At 66.7% G+C, this 16,165-nt stretch carries 14 protein-coding genes; 2 read left to right on the top strand and 12 right to left on the bottom strand.

Going from position 1 to position 16,165, the window contains the following annotated elements:
• Window positions 1-82 precede the first annotated feature (82 nt).
• A complete protein-coding gene (locus AABQ55_RS04960) occupies window positions 83-745 on the top strand; it encodes a S24 family peptidase (RefSeq protein ID WP_272804296.1) in 663 nt (220 codons plus the stop codon).
• Window positions 746-751: 6 nt separating this feature from the next.
• Here the strand turns inward: AABQ55_RS04960 and AABQ55_RS04955 are convergent, their stop codons facing one another.
• A complete protein-coding gene (locus AABQ55_RS04955; protein WP_432346723.1) occupies window positions 752-1,633 on the bottom strand; it encodes a transporter substrate-binding domain-containing protein in 882 nt (293 codons plus the stop codon).
• A gap of 57 nt (window positions 1,634-1,690) precedes the next feature.
• Here AABQ55_RS04955 and AABQ55_RS04950 point away from each other — a divergent pair, with 57 nt between their 5' ends.
• Entirely contained in the window at window positions 1,691-3,625 is a 1,935-nt protein-coding gene (locus tag AABQ55_RS04950; protein ID WP_272804294.1) for a glycosyltransferase family 2 protein, read from the top strand.
• A gap of 166 nt (window positions 3,626-3,791) precedes the next feature.
• Here the strand turns inward: AABQ55_RS04950 and AABQ55_RS04945 are convergent, their stop codons facing one another.
• From AABQ55_RS04945 to AABQ55_RS04895, 11 genes are all read right to left on the bottom strand, one after another.
• The gene (locus AABQ55_RS04945; RefSeq protein WP_272804293.1) at window positions 3,792-5,813 is read right to left on the bottom strand and encodes a beta-galactosidase; all 2,022 of its coding nucleotides are present in this window, start codon (window positions 5,811-5,813) and stop codon (window positions 3,792-3,794) included.
• Window positions 5,814-5,920: 107 nt separating this feature from the next.
• Window positions 5,921-6,568, bottom strand: coding sequence for an SDR family oxidoreductase (locus AABQ55_RS04940; RefSeq protein ID WP_336314395.1), 648 nt, complete (start codon window positions 6,566-6,568; stop codon window positions 5,921-5,923).
• Window positions 6,569-6,578: 10 nt separating this feature from the next.
• The gene (locus AABQ55_RS04935; RefSeq protein ID WP_272804291.1) at window positions 6,579-8,234 is read right to left on the bottom strand and encodes an amino acid ABC transporter permease; all 1,656 of its coding nucleotides are present in this window, start codon (window positions 8,232-8,234) and stop codon (window positions 6,579-6,581) included.
• Between the two features lie 60 nt (window positions 8,235-8,294).
• Window positions 8,295-9,041 (bottom strand): transporter substrate-binding domain-containing protein, encoded by a 747-nt coding sequence (locus tag AABQ55_RS04930; protein ID WP_272804290.1) that lies wholly within the window; start codon window positions 9,039-9,041, stop codon window positions 8,295-8,297.
• 214 nt (window positions 9,042-9,255) lie between these two features.
• Window positions 9,256-9,888, bottom strand: a complete 633-nt coding sequence (locus AABQ55_RS04925) for an RraA family protein (RefSeq protein WP_272804289.1) — start codon at window positions 9,886-9,888, stop codon at window positions 9,256-9,258.
• Window positions 9,885-10,502, bottom strand: a complete 618-nt coding sequence (locus AABQ55_RS04920) for a glutathione S-transferase N-terminal domain-containing protein (protein WP_272804288.1) — start codon at window positions 10,500-10,502, stop codon at window positions 9,885-9,887. Before AABQ55_RS04920 ends, AABQ55_RS04925 begins: the two co-directional genes overlap by 4 nt.
• Window positions 10,503-10,515: 13 nt before the next feature.
• Window positions 10,516-11,391 carry an SMP-30/gluconolactonase/LRE family protein gene (locus tag AABQ55_RS04915; protein ID WP_272804287.1) on the bottom strand — a complete coding sequence of 292 codons (876 nt, stop codon included), beginning with the start codon at window positions 11,389-11,391 and terminating at the stop codon, window positions 10,516-10,518.
• A 163-nt stretch (window positions 11,392-11,554) separates the two neighbouring features.
• Window positions 11,555-13,060: a tripartite tricarboxylate transporter permease gene (locus tag AABQ55_RS04910; protein WP_272804286.1), complete on the bottom strand. Its 1,506-nt coding sequence runs from the start codon at window positions 13,058-13,060 to the stop codon at window positions 11,555-11,557.
• 3 nt (window positions 13,061-13,063) lie between these two features.
• Window positions 13,064-13,513: a tripartite tricarboxylate transporter TctB family protein gene (locus AABQ55_RS04905; RefSeq protein WP_272804285.1), complete on the bottom strand. Its 450-nt coding sequence runs from the start codon at window positions 13,511-13,513 to the stop codon at window positions 13,064-13,066.
• A 45-nt stretch (window positions 13,514-13,558) separates the two neighbouring features.
• On the bottom strand, window positions 13,559-14,977 hold the full coding sequence (locus AABQ55_RS04900; protein WP_272804284.1) for an MmgE/PrpD family protein: 1,419 nt from the start codon (window positions 14,975-14,977) through the stop codon (window positions 13,559-13,561).
• A 106-nt stretch (window positions 14,978-15,083) separates the two neighbouring features.
• Window positions 15,084-16,085 carry a Bug family tripartite tricarboxylate transporter substrate binding protein gene (locus AABQ55_RS04895; protein WP_272804283.1) on the bottom strand — a complete coding sequence of 334 codons (1,002 nt, stop codon included), beginning with the start codon at window positions 16,083-16,085 and terminating at the stop codon, window positions 15,084-15,086.
• Window positions 16,086-16,165: the final 80 nt, after the last annotated feature.

The following is a 16,165-nucleotide window of genomic DNA, read 5'->3' as shown; positions in this document are numbered from 1 at the left end:
TACTCGGAAACCGTCCTTGGATATGCTTCCGGCCAGTCGGACCGGCACTGGCCGGCCCGTTGCCTTGGCAGGGTTTTTCAGCATGTTCTCCCACGACCGGATCTGGGCAGCGATCGACGCCCTTGCCGAGCGCAACCGGCTCTCGCCGTCCGGCCTTGCCCGCCGCGCCGGGCTCGACCCGACGTCCTTCAACAAATCGAAGCGGCAGGGCGCGGACGGCCGCCAGCGCTGGCCATCGACGGAATCGATCGCCAAGGTGCTCGACGCGACCGGCGCCTCGATCGACGAATTCTTCATGCTGGCCGACCCGGCGCGCGACGCCGCCCTGCCGCAGGGCGCCTTTCCGCCGCAGACCGGCGCCATTCCCCTACTCGGCTTCGCCCAGGCCGGTGCCGGCGGCTTCTTCGATGACGGCGGCTTTCCCGCCGGCCAGGGCTGGGACGTGGTGGAGTTTCCCGCCTCGCCGGACCGCAAGCCCGGCGTCTATGCGCTGGAGGTGCAGGGCGACAGCATGCTGCCGCTCTACCGCGACGGCGACGTGCTGATTGTCGAGCCGGGGGCGCAGGTGCGCCGCGGCGACCGGGTCGTGGTCAAGACCCGCGAGGGCGAGGTCATGGCCAAGGTGCTGCATCGCCAGACGCCGCGCACGATCGAGCTCGTCTCGCTCAATCCCGAGCATCCGAACCGCAATTTCGACATCGACGACGTCGACTGGATCGCCCGCATCATCTGGGCCAGCCAGTAGGGCGCATCAGCCGCCGTAGAGATTGACCGGGAAATAGCGCAGATAGATCTCCTGCAGGCGGCCGCTGCGCGAGAGCGCCAGCAGCGCATGGTCGATCGCGCCGGTGATCGTCGCGTCCTCCTTGCGGAACATGATGGTCAGCCCCTCGCCGAGGAACCGCTCCGACAGGTAGGGGCCGTCGAACAGGCGGCAGCAGCCGGCCGATTCCGAACCGCTCGTCCAGAAGGCGAGCTGCATGCCATCGCCGAAAACCGCCTCCACCTTGCCGTCCTTGAGGCTCGCCAGCAGGGCGGCACGATCGGGAAAGGCCTCCGCCTGCACGCGCGGGAAAAAGGCCTTCAGCATCGCCTCATGCGCGCTCGCCGCGACGACGCCGACCCGCTTGCCATCGAGCGCCGCCGCGGTCTCGCCGGCGGGCGGCGCCTTCTTCGTCACCGCAAACCGGGCCGGCAGGCGCATGAAGGGGCGCGAGAAGAGGAAGCGCTTGCGCAGCTCCGCGGTGACGGCGACGCCCGCGGCGACCGCCTCGCCATTGCCGTCGACCAGCGCCTTTTCCAGCTCCGGGAAGGTCACAGCCTGGATCTGGCATTTTTCGGTGAGTGCCAGCTCCCGGCAGATCTCCCGCACCAGGTCGACATGGAAGCCGGCGAGCTTGCCGGTCTGGTCGATGAAGTTGAACGGCGGGAAATCCACCGTGGTCAGGAAGCGCAGCCGCACGATGCCCGACAGATCGGGCCGCCCGATGCGCTCGCGCGTGTCGAACAGGATCGGCAGGTCGACCGGCGCGCGCTCCTGCGCCGCGACGCCCAGGGGCTTGGCCGCCGCCATCAACAGACAAAGCGCAAAAAGCCCATAAATTTTAAGAGGTGAATTTCCGGTGTGCCGCATTACAATCAACTTGGGGTTTAAAAGGGGTGCAGCCGCCTGCGCGGCTGCGGTGGCTGCATGCGACTGGCAGAATATCCCGACGACATCGGTTTCGCTACCGCAATCGGCATCCTGCCGGCACAGCTGCCGCCACCCCGCGACGACACCGTGCCGTCCCGCCTGATGACGGAAGCCCGGCTCTTCCGGCGCCTCGGCCTGCCCAAACCCCTCATCTCGACCATGCTGGTGCGTGCCAACCAGCACGGCACGTCGCTGGAAACGGAGCTTTTGGCGAGCGGTTCGATCTCGGAAGACATCTATTACGAGGCGCTGGCCGAACTCTTGGACATCCCCTTCCTCGACCGTCTGGATCCGGCCGAGGTCGAGGATCTTCCCGATGCCGATACCCAGCTTGTCGATCCGACCGTGGTGCGGCTGCGCCATCCTTCCCGTCCGCCGACGACGGCGATCGTGCCGAGTGCCGAGCGGCTCGGCTATCTGGGCGAGCGGCTGGCACAGTCGCCTGGCCTGCGCACCATGATGGCGGCGACCACGCCCTCGGCCCTGAGGGCCGCGCTCTGGCAGGCCGGCCGGCACCGGCGGCTGCGCGACACGGTGGACGACCTCCACGCGACCATGCCGGAGGCGAGCGCCCGCATCACGCTGCGCGGGCGGCAGGGCTTTTATACCGGCGTCGCCGTGACGCTCCTCCTCGTGCTGGCCGTCGCCGCCCCCGTGCTGGCCGCGCTGGCATTGCACATCGTGCTGAGCCTGCTGTTCCTGGGCAGCTTCCTGATCCGCCTGATCGCCCTCATCGCCAAATGGCGACGGGAGCGCCGGGCGCTGGTGCCGTCCCCGCCGCCCCGGCCGCGCCCGACCTATTCCATCTTCGTCGCGCTCTACCGGGAAGCGGCCGTCGTGCCGCAACTCATCGACACCCTGAACCGGATCGAATGGCCGGCGGCCCGGCTCGATATCAAGCTGATCTGCGAGGCGGACGACCAGGAAACGCTCGATGCGCTCGCCCTCACCCGCCTCGGCCGGCAGTACGAGATCGTCGAAGTGCCGCCCGGCCGGCCGCGCACCAAGCCGAAGGCGCTCACCTATGCGCTCGGCGCCGCGCGCGGCGACTACCTGGTGATCTACGACGCGGAAGACCGGGTCGATCCCATGCAGCTGGAAGAGGCCTGGCGGACCTTCGAGGCCGGCCCGCCGGATATCGCCTGCCTCCAGGCGCCGCTCGTCGTCACCAATGCACGGGAAGGCTGGCTCAGCGCGCTCTTCGCGCTCGAATATGCCGGCCTTTTCCGCGTGCTGCTGCCACATCTTGCCGCCGCGCGCCTGCCCATGCCGCTCGGCGGCACGTCCAACCATTTTCGCACGCGCGTGCTCCAGCAGGCCGGCGGATGGGACCCCTACAATGTCACGGAGGATGCCGATCTCGGGCTCCGGCTCTACAGGCTCGGCTATCGCTGCGGCACGCTCACCCGGCCGACCTACGAGGAAGCGCCCGTAGGGCGTGACGCCTGGCTCGGCCAGCGCACGCGCTGGTTCAAGGGCTGGCTGCAGACCTGGCTGGTGCTGATGCGCCATCCCTCCCGCCTCGTTTCGGAGATGGGCCTCTGGCCGAGCGTCGTCTTCCAGGTGCTGATCGGCGGGCTCATCCTCTCCTCGCTCGCCCATCCGCTGATCCTCGCCTATCTCGGCCTCATCACCTGGTCGCTGTTCTCCCAATCCGCCTTCATGGTGGGACCGCTCGAATTCACCCTCTTTGCCATCGACATCGTCAATATCTTCGGCAGCTACGCGGTTTTCATCGCGCTCGGGCGAGGCGGCATGACGGACAGGGAGCAGGCCGCGGTGGGAAGGCACTGGATGATGACGCCCGTCTACTGGCTGCTGCTGTCGGTCGCCGCCTGGCGCGCCGTGGGGGAGCTGCGCCACAATCCCTTCTTCTGGAACAAGACGACACACCGGCCGGTGCAGCCCCAGGCGGAAACGGGAGCCGGATAATTTTTCCGCTCTTACCAGCAAACGCAACAAAGCAACCCCTCATCCGGTCCTTCTCCCCAGGGAGGGACGGAGGGACCGGATGAGGGGGACGCCCCGACGCGGCGGCCTGGAGCGTTTCGGCGCGATTGCGGACGCGGGACCGCTTCGCACTCTTGCCGGGATTGCCCTAGCGGCCGCTTTCCGTCCAGATCGCCACATCGACGGGCGCAAGCTGCCGGTCGCCGACGAGGAAGGTCGCCTCCGCGCCGGCCGGCACGGCGGCGGGAGTGCTGCCATAGTTAAAGGCGAAGCGCAGCCGGCCACGGCGGGCGAGCCTGACGTCGCCGAGATCGGGCAGGCTCCCGACGCCGGCCCAGCCGAGCGTGTCGCCCATCAGCTTCGCCAGGAATTCGCCGCGCGGCAGCGTGCCGACATAGCGCGCGCGATCATTGCCGATGACCGCCGGGGAGCCGGGACGATGCTCGCCCTCGAAGGTGGCCAGCACCGTCTCGTTCGTGCGGATGAGCTCCCGCCAGCCGGTCACCGGGTGGCTCGCATTGCCGTAGAGCACCGGCTCGCTGTGGTAGTCCGGCAGGGACTCGACGCGCGTCACGCGGAAATCGAGGAGATCGGCGAGCGGGCCGGGCGGCAGGTCGGCGGGGATGTGCATGTCGCGTGTCTTGCTGCCGCTGCGCGGGCCGAACAGGACCTTGGCCTTCGACACCTTCAGCCGGGCAAGGAAGGCGGCATCCGGGATGACGAGGTCGGGCGCCAGCACGAGGCTGTAGCCGGAGAGATCGGAATGCTGGCCGATGAAATCGACATCCACGCCAAGGCGCGCGACGGCGGAATACCAGTCGAGCGCGATGGCCGAGGCGGCGTAGCCGCGCCCCTGCGGCAGGGCGCTGGTGGCGAAACGCGATTCGTAATCGAGCAGGATCGCGACGGCGGCCTTTTCCCGCACCTCGCCCTTCGGCAGCCGCGCCATCTCCTCGGCAACCTGCGCCACCTCGAGATAGCCCTGGTCCACCTCGCTGTTCGGCAGCAGCAGGCCAGCGTGGAACTGCTCCTGCGCGAAGGGCGCCTGGCGCCAGCGGAAATAGGAAACCATGTCGACGCCGTGCGCATAGGCGAGCCAGGTCCACAGCCGCACCATGCCATCGGCCGGCGACTGGTTGTGCGCCGCCCAGTTGACCGGGCCCGGCTGCTGTTCCATCACCCAGACCCGGCCGCGGCCGACGGCGCGGTAGAGGTCGTGGTTGAAGGCAGGCTGGTCGGGATCGCCGACGCGCAGATACCGCGCCTTCTCCTCCGCGCCGAGGCGGCCGTTGATCAGCCCGCCCATTGGATAGACATCCCAGGAGGCGATATCGATATCCTCGCCGACCTTGTAATGGTCGAAGTCGGTGTTCTGCGACATGAAATTGTGCGTGACCGGACGGCCCGGCGAATGCTGCCGGATGAGGTCCACCTGTGCCTTGTTGAAAGTCTTCACCTGGTCAGAAGAGAAGCGGAAATAATCGACGAGATGGGTCGGCGTCGGCTCTTCCACGAGGTTGTTCGGCAGGTCCACCTCGTCGAACGTGTTGTAGTGCATGCTCCAGAAGGTCGTGCCCCAGGCGCGGTTCATCGCCTCGACCGTGCCGTAGCGCGCGGCGAGCCATTGCCGGAAGGCCAGCTTCGCCTCGTCGGAATAGCTGTGGATCGTGTCATGGTCGCCGTATTCGTTGTCCGTCTGCCAGGCATGCACGAAGGGGTTTTCGCCATAGCGGCGCGCCATGGCCTCGGTGATGCGGGCCGCCTCCAGCCGGTAGCGGCGGCTGGAGAAACAATAGTGCCGGCGTGCGCCGAACTTGCGCACCACGCCGCGCGCATCGACCGGCAGGATATCCGGATAACGGTCGACCAGCCATTTCGGCGGGGCGGCCGTCGGCGTGCCGAGGATGACCTTGAGGCCGGCGCAGCCGAGCACCTCGATCGCCTCGTCCAGCCATTCCCAATGGAAGACGCCGGCCTGCGGCTCGATCTGAGACCAGGAGAACTCGCCGATGCGCACCCAGGCAAGGCCCAGCTCCACCATGCGGCGGGCGTCCTCGTCCCATTTCTCCCGCGGCCACTGCTCCGGATAGTAGCAGACGCCAAGCTCCAGCATGCCGGCGTCCGGCCGGGCAGCGTCGAAGCGGTTCTGTTTGGTGAGCGGCTTGTGCACCAGTATCGTCCTTCATTCTCCGCGGCGCCGGCCGGGCCGGTCCGCTTTCGTCAAGATTGCAATATAAACGTTTATATCACCGTTCAAAATTCCGCCGGGCCGGGCGGCTACCAGAGCACCGGCCGGCCGTCATAGGCCCTGAAGCTTCCGGTCTCTGTCATCGTCGCGCCGTCGATAAGGCGCTTCAGCCCGAGGGCGCTTTCCGCTACCTCGACCGCCGCCTCCGTGCCGCCCATATCCGTCTTCACCCAGCCGGGATGCAGCGAGAGGACGGCGATGCCGTCGGAGCGGAAATCCTGTGCCAGCTTGACCGTCGCCATGTTCAGCGCCGCCTTGGAGCAGCGATAGGCATAATCCCCGTCCTCGTCGTCGATCGTGCCTTCCGCAAGCGAGCCGGCACGGCTGCCGATATTGGCGATCACCCGGCGCCTGCCGGCGAGGAGATTGGGCCTGAGCGCCCGGGCGACGAGCAGCGGGGCGAGCGCGTTGATGCGCATGACCTCCAGAAAACCATGCGTTTCCAGCGAGGCAAGGCCGCCGGTATCGCCGCGGATCGCGGCATTGTTGATGACGATATCGATCGGCACGCCCGCCAGATGGTCCCCGAGCGCGGCGATCGAGACCGCGTCCGACACATCGAGGGGCGGGGCATCGCCTGTCCCCTGCCGCGTGCAGGCGATGACGCGGAAGCCGGCTGCCGCATAGAGATCGGCCAGCGCCCGGCCGAGGCCCCGCCCGGCACCGGTGACAAGCACCGTTCCTGTGTCAGCGGTACTTGGTGTCATATTTCTTCTCGATGAGGCTGATGAGGCTTGCCGCCGCCAGCGTCAGCAGGATGTAGAGGATCGCCGCCGAGTTATAGGGCGCGAACGGCAGGAAGCTCGCCGACTGGAACTCCCGCATGCGCTGGGTGATGTCGCGGATCGACAGGATCGACAGCAGCGAAGTGTCCTTCAGGATGGCGATCAGCTCGTTGCCGAGCGGCGGGATGACGATGCGGAAGGCCTGCGGCAGGATGACGAGCCGCGCCGTCTGCCATCGGTTGAGGCCGAGGCTGCCCGCCGCCTCGATCTGCCCGGCCGGGATGGCGTTGATGCCCGAGCGGAAGATCTCCGCAAGATAGGCGGAATAGGCGATGGCCATGGCGACGATGCCGCGGATCAGGTTCGGCGGATCGAAGACGCCAGCCGTCGCATCCTTCAAGGCACCGGAAAGCGGCAGGCCGACATAGAGCACGATGACGAGCATCGGAATGCCGCGGATCGTATCGACGATGAATTCCGAGCCGATGGACAACGGATGGCGGCGGTGCAGGAAACCGCCGAAGGTCAAGAGGCCTGCCACGATGGCGATGACGGCGAAGGTGATGCCGGCGGCGCGGTCGCGATCGTTCAGCGCCTCGACCTGCCAGAGGCGCGGCCAGTCGGCGGGCGCGGCCGCGGCAGGCAACAACGCGCCGCTGACATCCTCTTTTCTACCGATCGCCTCGATCGCCTGCTCGGGCGTGACGAAGGTCCGCACCGGCGTCTCGGTGGTCGGGCCGCCCTCGTACTGGCCGAAGCGCACGACGCCGATGAGGCCCGACGGGGTGCCGGTGATGATGCCCACCTTGCCCTCCAGCGTGCCGGCCAGCACGTAGTTGTCCCGCGGCTGCATCAGGAACCAGGCGGAGAGCGCGGCAAAGGCGAGTGTCATCGCCGCGAAGAAATAGAGGCTCCGGCGCGTATAGCGCAGCTTCAGGAGCCCCACCCAGACGAGACCGAGCATGGCCGCGAGGATATAGGCGGCGATGGCCGCGCGGATGGTCGTGGCAAGGCCCGAGGCGAAGGCGAGGTGGGCGAAGAGGAAGACGAAGACAAGACCGGCGCCATTGACGAGGCCGAGCAGCCAGGCGCCTGCCCGGCGCAGGCGGCTTTCCGCCGGAACCGGCGCGCGGCTGCCGGCGAAGGTGAGGCCGAGACCCGCGACGAGCAGCACGGCATAGATCGGCCAGAGCCAGGCCTCCACGCCGCGCACCATGAGGTCCGCCGCATCCGTCAGCTGGCGGGGCGTCGCGCCCTTGACGACGAGATCGGACTTGAAGGGATCGACACCGTTCGCGACGACCGAGGCGATGAAGGGATGGACGAGATCACCCGCAAGAATGGCGGCTGTCGCCAGAAGCCCGGCAAGGCCCACCGCCATCGTGAGGCGCGGCCGCACCACCTTGCCGCGCGACAGGACGAGCACCGCAAAACCGGCGGAAAAGGCGGCCGTAAGCAGCAGGAAACCCGGCACGAAGGCGCCCGAACCCAATTCCACGCCCAGGATGGCGCGCAGGGAACGCTGGTAGTCCGCCGACGCGGCGAACAGGTAGACGATGAAGGGCAACGCGGCGAGGATCACCAGATTGCTGGGCCTCACGCTTCTGACGAACGACATTTCGGCCTCCGGCATCACGACATGCCGGAAGCGCCCGCACGGTGCTTCCGGCAGAACCTCTTACTTGAGGCCCCAATACTTGGCGATGAGCTGGTCGAGCGTGCCGTCATCCTTGATCGCCTGCAGGCCCTCGTTGAAAGCTGCGACATTCTCGTCGCCCTTGCGGAAGACGAGGCCGAGCGGATCGGATTCGAGGTCCTTGATGGAGGCGACGAGTTCGCCGGCAAATTCCCGTTCATAGGCGGCGGCATTGGCGCCGTTGATCACGACGCCATCGACGTCCTTGTTCTTCAGCGCGATGATGGCGGCGCTGAAGCTGTCATAGGCGATGACGTTCTCCTTGCCGACGACGCCTTCGGCGACCTGGGCGTCCGTCGTATTGGCCTGGGCGGAGAGCTTCCGGCCTTCGGCCTTGAATGTCTCCAGCGTGATGCCCTGGTCCTCGGCGCGCGTCAGCACCGCCTGGCTGTTGACGATATAGGGATCGGAGAAATCCATTGCCTTCTTGCGCTCGTCGGTGATCGAGACGCCCGAGGCCACGAGGTCGAAACTGCCCTGGTCGAGCGCGGCGAAGATGCCGTCCCAGCCGGTCGTCACGAATTCGGCCTGGCAGTTGATCTTGGCGCAGATGGCATTGACCACGTCGACATCGAAGCCGACGATCTGGCCGCTCGCGGGGTCCACGCTTTCCATCGGCGGCGACGTGGTGTCGGAGCCGACCTTCAGAAGCTTGCCGCCGAGATCGGCCGCATGCACGGCCCCTGTCGCGAAGACGGCAAGTGCAAGTGCTGCAACGAATTTTTTCATCTCTTCCTCCTCAACCGTCGGTGCCCGCCCATGCGGAAGGCCCTCGACAAATCCCCTCACCGGCAACGGCTCCATCCCCGGCATCTTCCTGCCGCAGGCGGACCTCCTCCAGCCTTGATGGAAGTGGTAACAACGAATATAAACGTTTTCAAGACACAATATAAACGTTTTTATTCTCCGGGCTCCGGATGAGGCTGCTCCCGGTATTTACGGGTCAGCGGCGTGCCGAGGGACGCTGCTGGCGCAAAATCGCGTCGCGTTCCTCTTCGAAGCCCTGGATGGCCTCGGCCTTGGCGAGGACCCGGTCGGCAAACTCCCTGGGAACACACACGAGACCGTCAAGACTGACGGCAACCAGATCCCCAGGGGCTATGCGCACTCCCGCCACCGTTACGGGCGCGCCGACCGACACCGAATGAAACCGGCCCTTGCTTCGCAGCGGGGATGTGCCGCGGCACAGCACGGGAAGGGAGCCCGCCGCCAGGGCTTCGGCATCGCGTGTCGCGCCGTGCAGCACGATCCCGTTCAATCCGTTGGCCTGCGCACGCAACGAATGCCCCTCGCCCCAGGTCGCGATATCCGTGTTCCCGTCGGCGTCGATGACGAGGATGTCGCCGGGGCTGGCAAGGGAAAGCGCCGCCTCCCCCTGCCGCACCACGCCTGGCTGGCCGGGCTCGGCCATGCCTTGCTTCACTGTGAAGGCCCGTCCGAAGACGGTGCCTCCGGTACCACCGAGCAGGCGGTAGCCGCCGCCGGCGTTCTGCGGCAGGCCGAGCTCGTCCATGGCATCGCTGATCTGCCCGACGCCGACGCCAGCGGCGACCGCCCGCTCGATGGCCGCCTTCATGCCGGCACCCTGGGTGCGGTCGCAGCGACGGACGCCTTCCTCGACACCGTTTCGAACCAGGCGGCAAGGGCCGGCCGGCCCTCGCGCCAGCCGGCCGCATCCGGCAGGCGGACATCGAACCAGCCGAGCGCGCAGACAAGCGCCACTTCGCCGATCGTCAGCGTCCCGGTGGCGAGATCCGCCGCCTCCTTCTCCGCCGCATCCAGTCCGTTCATGACCTTCAGAAGCTGCACCTTCTTCCAGTCGTCCCACCGCCTCTCTTCGGGGCGCAGCCCTTCGATGCGGACAAGCTGGCCGGCTTCCAGGATACCGTCTCCAAGGGCGTTGCGGCGCAGCGCCGCCCATTTCGCCGCGCCGCTCGGGAAGAAGCAGGGGGCGCCGTCCAGGGCGTCGAGATATTCGGCGACGACCGTCGCGCCGTAGAGGACGGTGCCGTCGTCGAGCGTCAGCGCCGGGATCTTCCCCAGCGGATTGACCGCGATGGCAAGGTCGAGCGGCTGGAGCGGGTTTACCGGCGCGGGCACGCGTTCGAGCCTGTCGGCCAACCCCTTCTCGTGCGCCACGATCATGACCTTGCGGACGAAGGGCGAAAGCCCGCCATAGAGAAGTTTCATCGCTTTTCTCCTGTCAACCCTGGAACCGCGGCTCGGGCAGGCCCTTGACGCCGACATCGAGACGGAAAAGCCCGCCGGCATCCGGCTCGGCCGCGCGCTGCTCTTCGCTGAGGCCCTGCCAGGCGGTGGTGACGTAGAGGACGTCGCGGCCGGGGCCGGCAAAACCCGCGCAGGTGACGTTGGTGACGGGCATCGCGACGACGCGGTCGACCGTACCGTCCGGTGCGTAGCGAACGATGCGCTTGCCGGCGAACTCGCAGTTCCAGATGAAACCCTCCGCGTCCACCGTCGAGCCGTCGGGGCGGCCGGGATTGGCCGTCAGGTCGGCGAAAACGCGGCGGTTCGAGATAACGCCGTCGTCAATGTCGAAATCGAAGGCCCACATCATGCGCTTCGGCGTATCGGCAAAATACATCGTCTTGTCGTCGGGGCTGAAGCAGACGCCGTTCGGGATGTTGATCCCGTCGAAGAATCTCTTGGCGGAGAAGTCCGTTCCGATGCGCCAGAAGTTGCCGTCGTCCTGGCGGACCTTGTCGTTCATGCTGCCGAGCCAGAAGCGGCCGCGGCGGTCGCACCGACCGTCGTTCAGGCGGTTGTCCGGCAGATCCTCCTCGGGATGAAAGATCTTTTCGCGCGCGCCGCCACCGGGGTCGAAGGCATAGAGGCCGTCGTCCTGCGCCAGGATCATGCCGCCGCTTTCCCGCAGCGCATAGCTGCCGAGCGCGCGGCCGCCGGTGAGGTAGACCTTGTGTTCGCCCGTCGCCGGGTCGAAGGACTGGACCCGCGGACGGCGGACGTCCATCCACCAGAGGAGATTGGTGCGGTCACACCAGACCGGCACTTCGCCGACCTGGTCGCCGGATTTCACGACACATTCGATTTGCGTCATCGTTCTCTGCTGCTCCTTTGCATGTCGTTTCAAGGGGCGTCCGTTCGGACGCGGGAATCCGTGCGCCGGAAGGAAATCTCCGGTCGCCGTCCGCAGCGCGGACAAAGGCATTTTCGGGGGTGGCCGCGACGCGCCGGCGGGCGGCGCATCGCCATCCGGCCGCTCAGGCTTCTTCCGTGAAGACCTCCTCGCGCTTCTTTCGGAACTGGGGAAGGATGACGGTTGCCAACAGCAGCGCGGCGACCAGAAGCAGCACTGCGGAGACCGGCCGCGTCACGAAGGTCGTCGCATCGCCCTTAGCGAGAAGCAAGGCGCGCTTCAGGTTCGATTCCAGCATGGGCCCGAGAATGAAGCCGAGCAGAAGCGGCGCCGGCTCGCATTTCATGCGCATGAAAAGGTAGCCGACGAAACCGAAGACCGCCGCGGTCATGATCTCGAACGTCTGGTTCTGGATGCTGTAGAGCCCGATGACGCAGAAGACGAGGATGGCCGGATAGAGGTAGCGGTAGGGCACCGAGATCAGCTTCACCCAGATGCCGACGAGCGGCAGGTTGAGCAGCACCAGCATGACATTGCCGACGAACATCGACGTGATGAGGCCCCAGAAGAGCACCGGCTGCTGGGTGATGACCTGCGGACCGGGCGCGATGTTGTGGATCATCATGGCGCCCATCATCAGGGCCATGGTGCCGTTCGAGGGGATACCGAGCGTCAGCATGGGGATGAAGGAGGTCTGCGCCGCCGCATTGTTGGCGGCCTCCGGACCGGCGACGCCTTCGACCGCGCCATTGCCGAAACGCTCGGGATGCCGGGAAACCTTCTTTTCCAGCGTATAGGCGGAGAAGGAGGCGAGCGCCGCGCCGCCACCCGGCAGAATGCCGAGGACGGAGCCGAGCAGCGTGCCGCGCGCCGCCGCCGGCGTCGCATCGCGAAAATCCTCCCGCGACGGCCACAGCCGCGTGATCCGGTGAAGGACCGGCGTGTTGCTGGTCTTCTCGCCGACATGGGCGATGATGTCGGCGAAGGCGAAGAGGCCCATGGCGACCGAAACGAACTCGATGCCGGTCGAAAGCTCCAGCGAGCCGAAGGTGAAGCGATAGGCGCCGCTGTTATTGTCGATGCCGACGCTGCCCAGAACGAGGCCGACGAGCACCATGCCAACCGCCTTCAGCAGCGAGCCGTGCGCCAGGATGACCGCCGCCACGAGACCGACGACCATCAGCGAGAAATATTCCGCGGGACCGAAGGACAGGGCGACATTCGCAAGGACGGGCGAAAAGCCCGCGACGAAGAAGGTCGAGACGGTGCCGGCGAAGACGGAGGCGAGCGCGGCGATGGCGAGCGCGGCGCCGGCGCGGCCGGCATTGGCCATCTTGTGCCCGTCGATGGCGGTGACGACCGAGGAGGCCTCGCCCGGCAGGTTGACGAGGATCGCCGTCGTCGAGCCGCCATATTGCGCGCCGTAGTAGATGCCGGCCAGCATGATGAGCGCGGACACCGGATCCAGCGCATAGGTGAGCGGCAGGAGCATGGAGATCGTCGCCAGCGGGCCGAGGCCCGGCAGGACGCCGATCGCCGTGCCGACGATGACGCCGACCAGGCAATAGAGAAGGTTCGCCGGCTGGAGGGATGTCGCAAAACCCGCCAGGAGATTGGTGAAAAGGTCCATCGTTCACATCCAGAAAGTAGGGATCCGCAGATCCAGCCCGACGATGAACAGGAGCCAGGCCATGACGGTCAGCGCGGCGGCGGAGACGAGCACGGCCGGAAGGCGGCTATTGCGCGCCGCGAGCGCCGAGATCAGCACCAGCGCCGGAATGGCGACGAAAAGGCCGGCCGTCAGCAGCAGCGCCCCCGCCACGAGAATGGCCGCCGTGACCACGATGGCGGACCGCCATTCGAAGGGCGGCGCGGCCGGATGCCCGGCCCGCACCGCCTTGGCCGTCACGAGCAGCCCGACGACGACAAGAAGCACGCCCAGCGCCAGGGGAAACATGCCAGGCCCCATCTGGGCGCCGCGCCCGAGGGGATATCGCAGCGACTGCCAGGCGACGAACAAGCCGAACAGCGCAAAGAATAATCCTGCCTGGCCATCGGCCGTGGCGTAAAATCTGGTCCTCATGGGTTCTCCTCCCGGACGCCGGCCTGGACCAGCGTCCTGATCGTCCTATTGCGCGGCGTCCGCGCGTCGTTTCGCCGAGGGCACGAGCGGGCGCAGGAGCGCTGCCACGTCCGCGGCCTTTTCGAGGTCCTTCAACGCCTCGAAGGCTGCTTGCGCGACGCCGGCGTCCACGCCGCAGCTTTTGGCGCAATCGAGGAATTTGGTGTTGAGGTCCGCCCAGCTCAGCGGGCGCTTGGGATGGCCGGGCGCGGTGTCGACCCGGCGCATGACGGTACGACCGTCGGTGAGCCGTGCCTCGACGACGACAAAACCGCGCGTTCCGGCGCTCTTCCTGTTGTAGTCCGGGTCCTCCGCGCCGCAGGCCTCGTCCTCGACGACCTCGATCCGGTCGTAGAGCGACCAGATCTCCGGCCGCAGCACGGCGGCGTCCTCGAAGGAGGCGATGGTCAGGTGACGGTCGAGCATGGCGACGGCGAGGCCATAGGGCATGCTGAACTTGCCTTCGAGACCGGTCCTCGGCCGGTTGAACCGCAAAGGCAGAAGTGCTCCGGGAACGACGCGGCAGGTCAGCTTTTCAAGCTGGCCGAGCAGCGGTCCGACCTCGCGCTCGATTTCCGCCACACCATCGATGGCGCGGTGCGTCGCATAGCAGGTCGGGAACTTCTTCAGCGCGATGCCGGGCGAGACGATCGTCCACGGGTTGCCGAGAAGCGGCAGGACCTTGCCGGCGTCGCTCTCCTCCGTGCCATAGGCCGAGAGATAACCGCCCTTGTCCTCCAGCGCCGAGAGCGAGGCGGTGAAGCCTGCGCGGACGAGGTCAACGGCGATGACCGCCGATTGCGCCGCCCAGCCGGAATGCAGCGGCTTGGTCATCGTGCCGAAATTAGCCTGGATGCCGGAGGCCGTCGAGGCGGCAAGACTCATCGCCATGCGCGTTTCGTCCACGGTGAGATCGAAGCGACGGGCGAGCGCCGCCACCGCGCAGAACAGCGCGATCGTACCGGTCGTGTGATAGCCGCGCTGATAGTGACGGATGCCGACGCCTTGCGAGAGCTTGGAGCCGACTTCGAGGCCGACGATATAGGCATCGACGAAGTCGCGGCCGGAGATCGGCGCGTCGTAGCACTGGGCAATCAGCGCCGGCATGATGACGGCGGCGGGATGTCCCGGCATCATCGACAGGACATCGTCGAAATCGAGCGCCGCGCCGAACGTGCCGCCGACCAGCGCTGCTGCCGGTGCGCTGGCGGACGCATCCGTTCCGATCAGCGGCACGGCGCCCTGCCCCATGCGGGAAACATAGTCGAGCATGGGTCCGGCAACCTCGCTGCCGGCGCCCGACAGGATCACCGCGACCGTGTCGACGATGACGCGCTTGGCAAGTTCGACGGCATCCTCGCCGGCATCGGCGATATCCGCATTCTTCACAAACTCGGCAAGGCCGAGCGAAAGACTGGTACTCACGGGCATATCCTCTTGCTTGGAGCGTTTCCAACTCCTTGTCTCGGCACAATTGCGGACGCAAAGCCGCTCCGTACCCCTGCTGGAACCGCTCCAGTCCGCTCGTCGCCTATTGGGCGACGATGTTGGCATCCTTGATGACCTTGCCCCATTTCTCGGCGTCGGCATTGACGAGAGCCTTGAAGTCGGCCGGGGTGCTGCCGACGATCGTCGTTGCCGATTCAGCCCATTTGTCGATCAGCGCCTTGTCCTTCAGTGCAACGTTGATCTCCGCGGACAGCTTGTCGATCACGTCGGAGGGCGTTCCCGCCGGCGTGAAAATCCCCCACCAGAGGCGCACGTCGATGCCGGGATAGGCTTCGGCAAGCGTCGGCACATCCGGCAGGATGGCAGCGCGGGTCGTGTCGGTCACGGCCAGGGCGTTGCTCTTGCCGTCCTTCACATAGGGCAACATGTTGACGACATTCGAGAAGCCGAGATCGACCTGGCCGGAAATCAGGTCGAGGCTCGCCTGGGCGATTCCGTCATAGGGCACGTGCACCAGCCTGATGCCCGCCGCAGCCTGGAAAAGCTCGGCCGCCAGATGCGCCGCGCTGCCCTGCCCGACCGAGGCATAGGTGATGGATTCCGGCTCGGCCTTCGCCTTCTCGACGAGCTGCGCAATCGTCGTGATGCCGGTCGAAGGATGGGCGGTTATGAGCATCGGGGTGAACCCGAGCTGGGTGACGGGCTCGAACGCCGTCAGCGTGTCGAAGGGCAGATCCGGCCGCAGGGCACGGTTCATGGCGTGCGTGGCGACGCTGCCGACGAGGATCGTGTAGCCGTCCGCCTGCGCATTGGCGACGAACTGCGTCGCGACCACCCCATTGGCCCCGGGCTTGTTTTCGACCAGCACCGGCCGGCCCCAGGCCTTCGAAAGGTGTTCGCCGATGGCGCGGGCCAGGAGATCCGGCGGGCCGGCCGGCGGGAAGGGCACGACAATCGTCACCGGACGATCGGGAAAGCCTGCAGCCGCAGCCACAACGGGCGCAGCACCGGTAAGCGTGCCACTGGCCAATACGGCAAGGCCGAGGCGGGCAAAAGTACGAATCAAGGCTCTGCGGGTGGTCATGTTTTCCTCCGTTCAGCGATCGGCTCCCATTTCCGACTTGGAGTTTGTGCCATTATTTGGGAAAAACATCAAGTTCTGAA

The sequence above is a fragment of the Shinella sp. WSD5-1 genome (genome assembly GCF_963942435.1).
Lineage (GTDB): Bacteria > Pseudomonadota > Alphaproteobacteria > Rhizobiales > Rhizobiaceae > Shinella > Shinella yambaruensis.
Note: the sequence above shows the minus strand (reverse complement) of the source record. Positions and strands in the feature narration are given on the sequence as shown.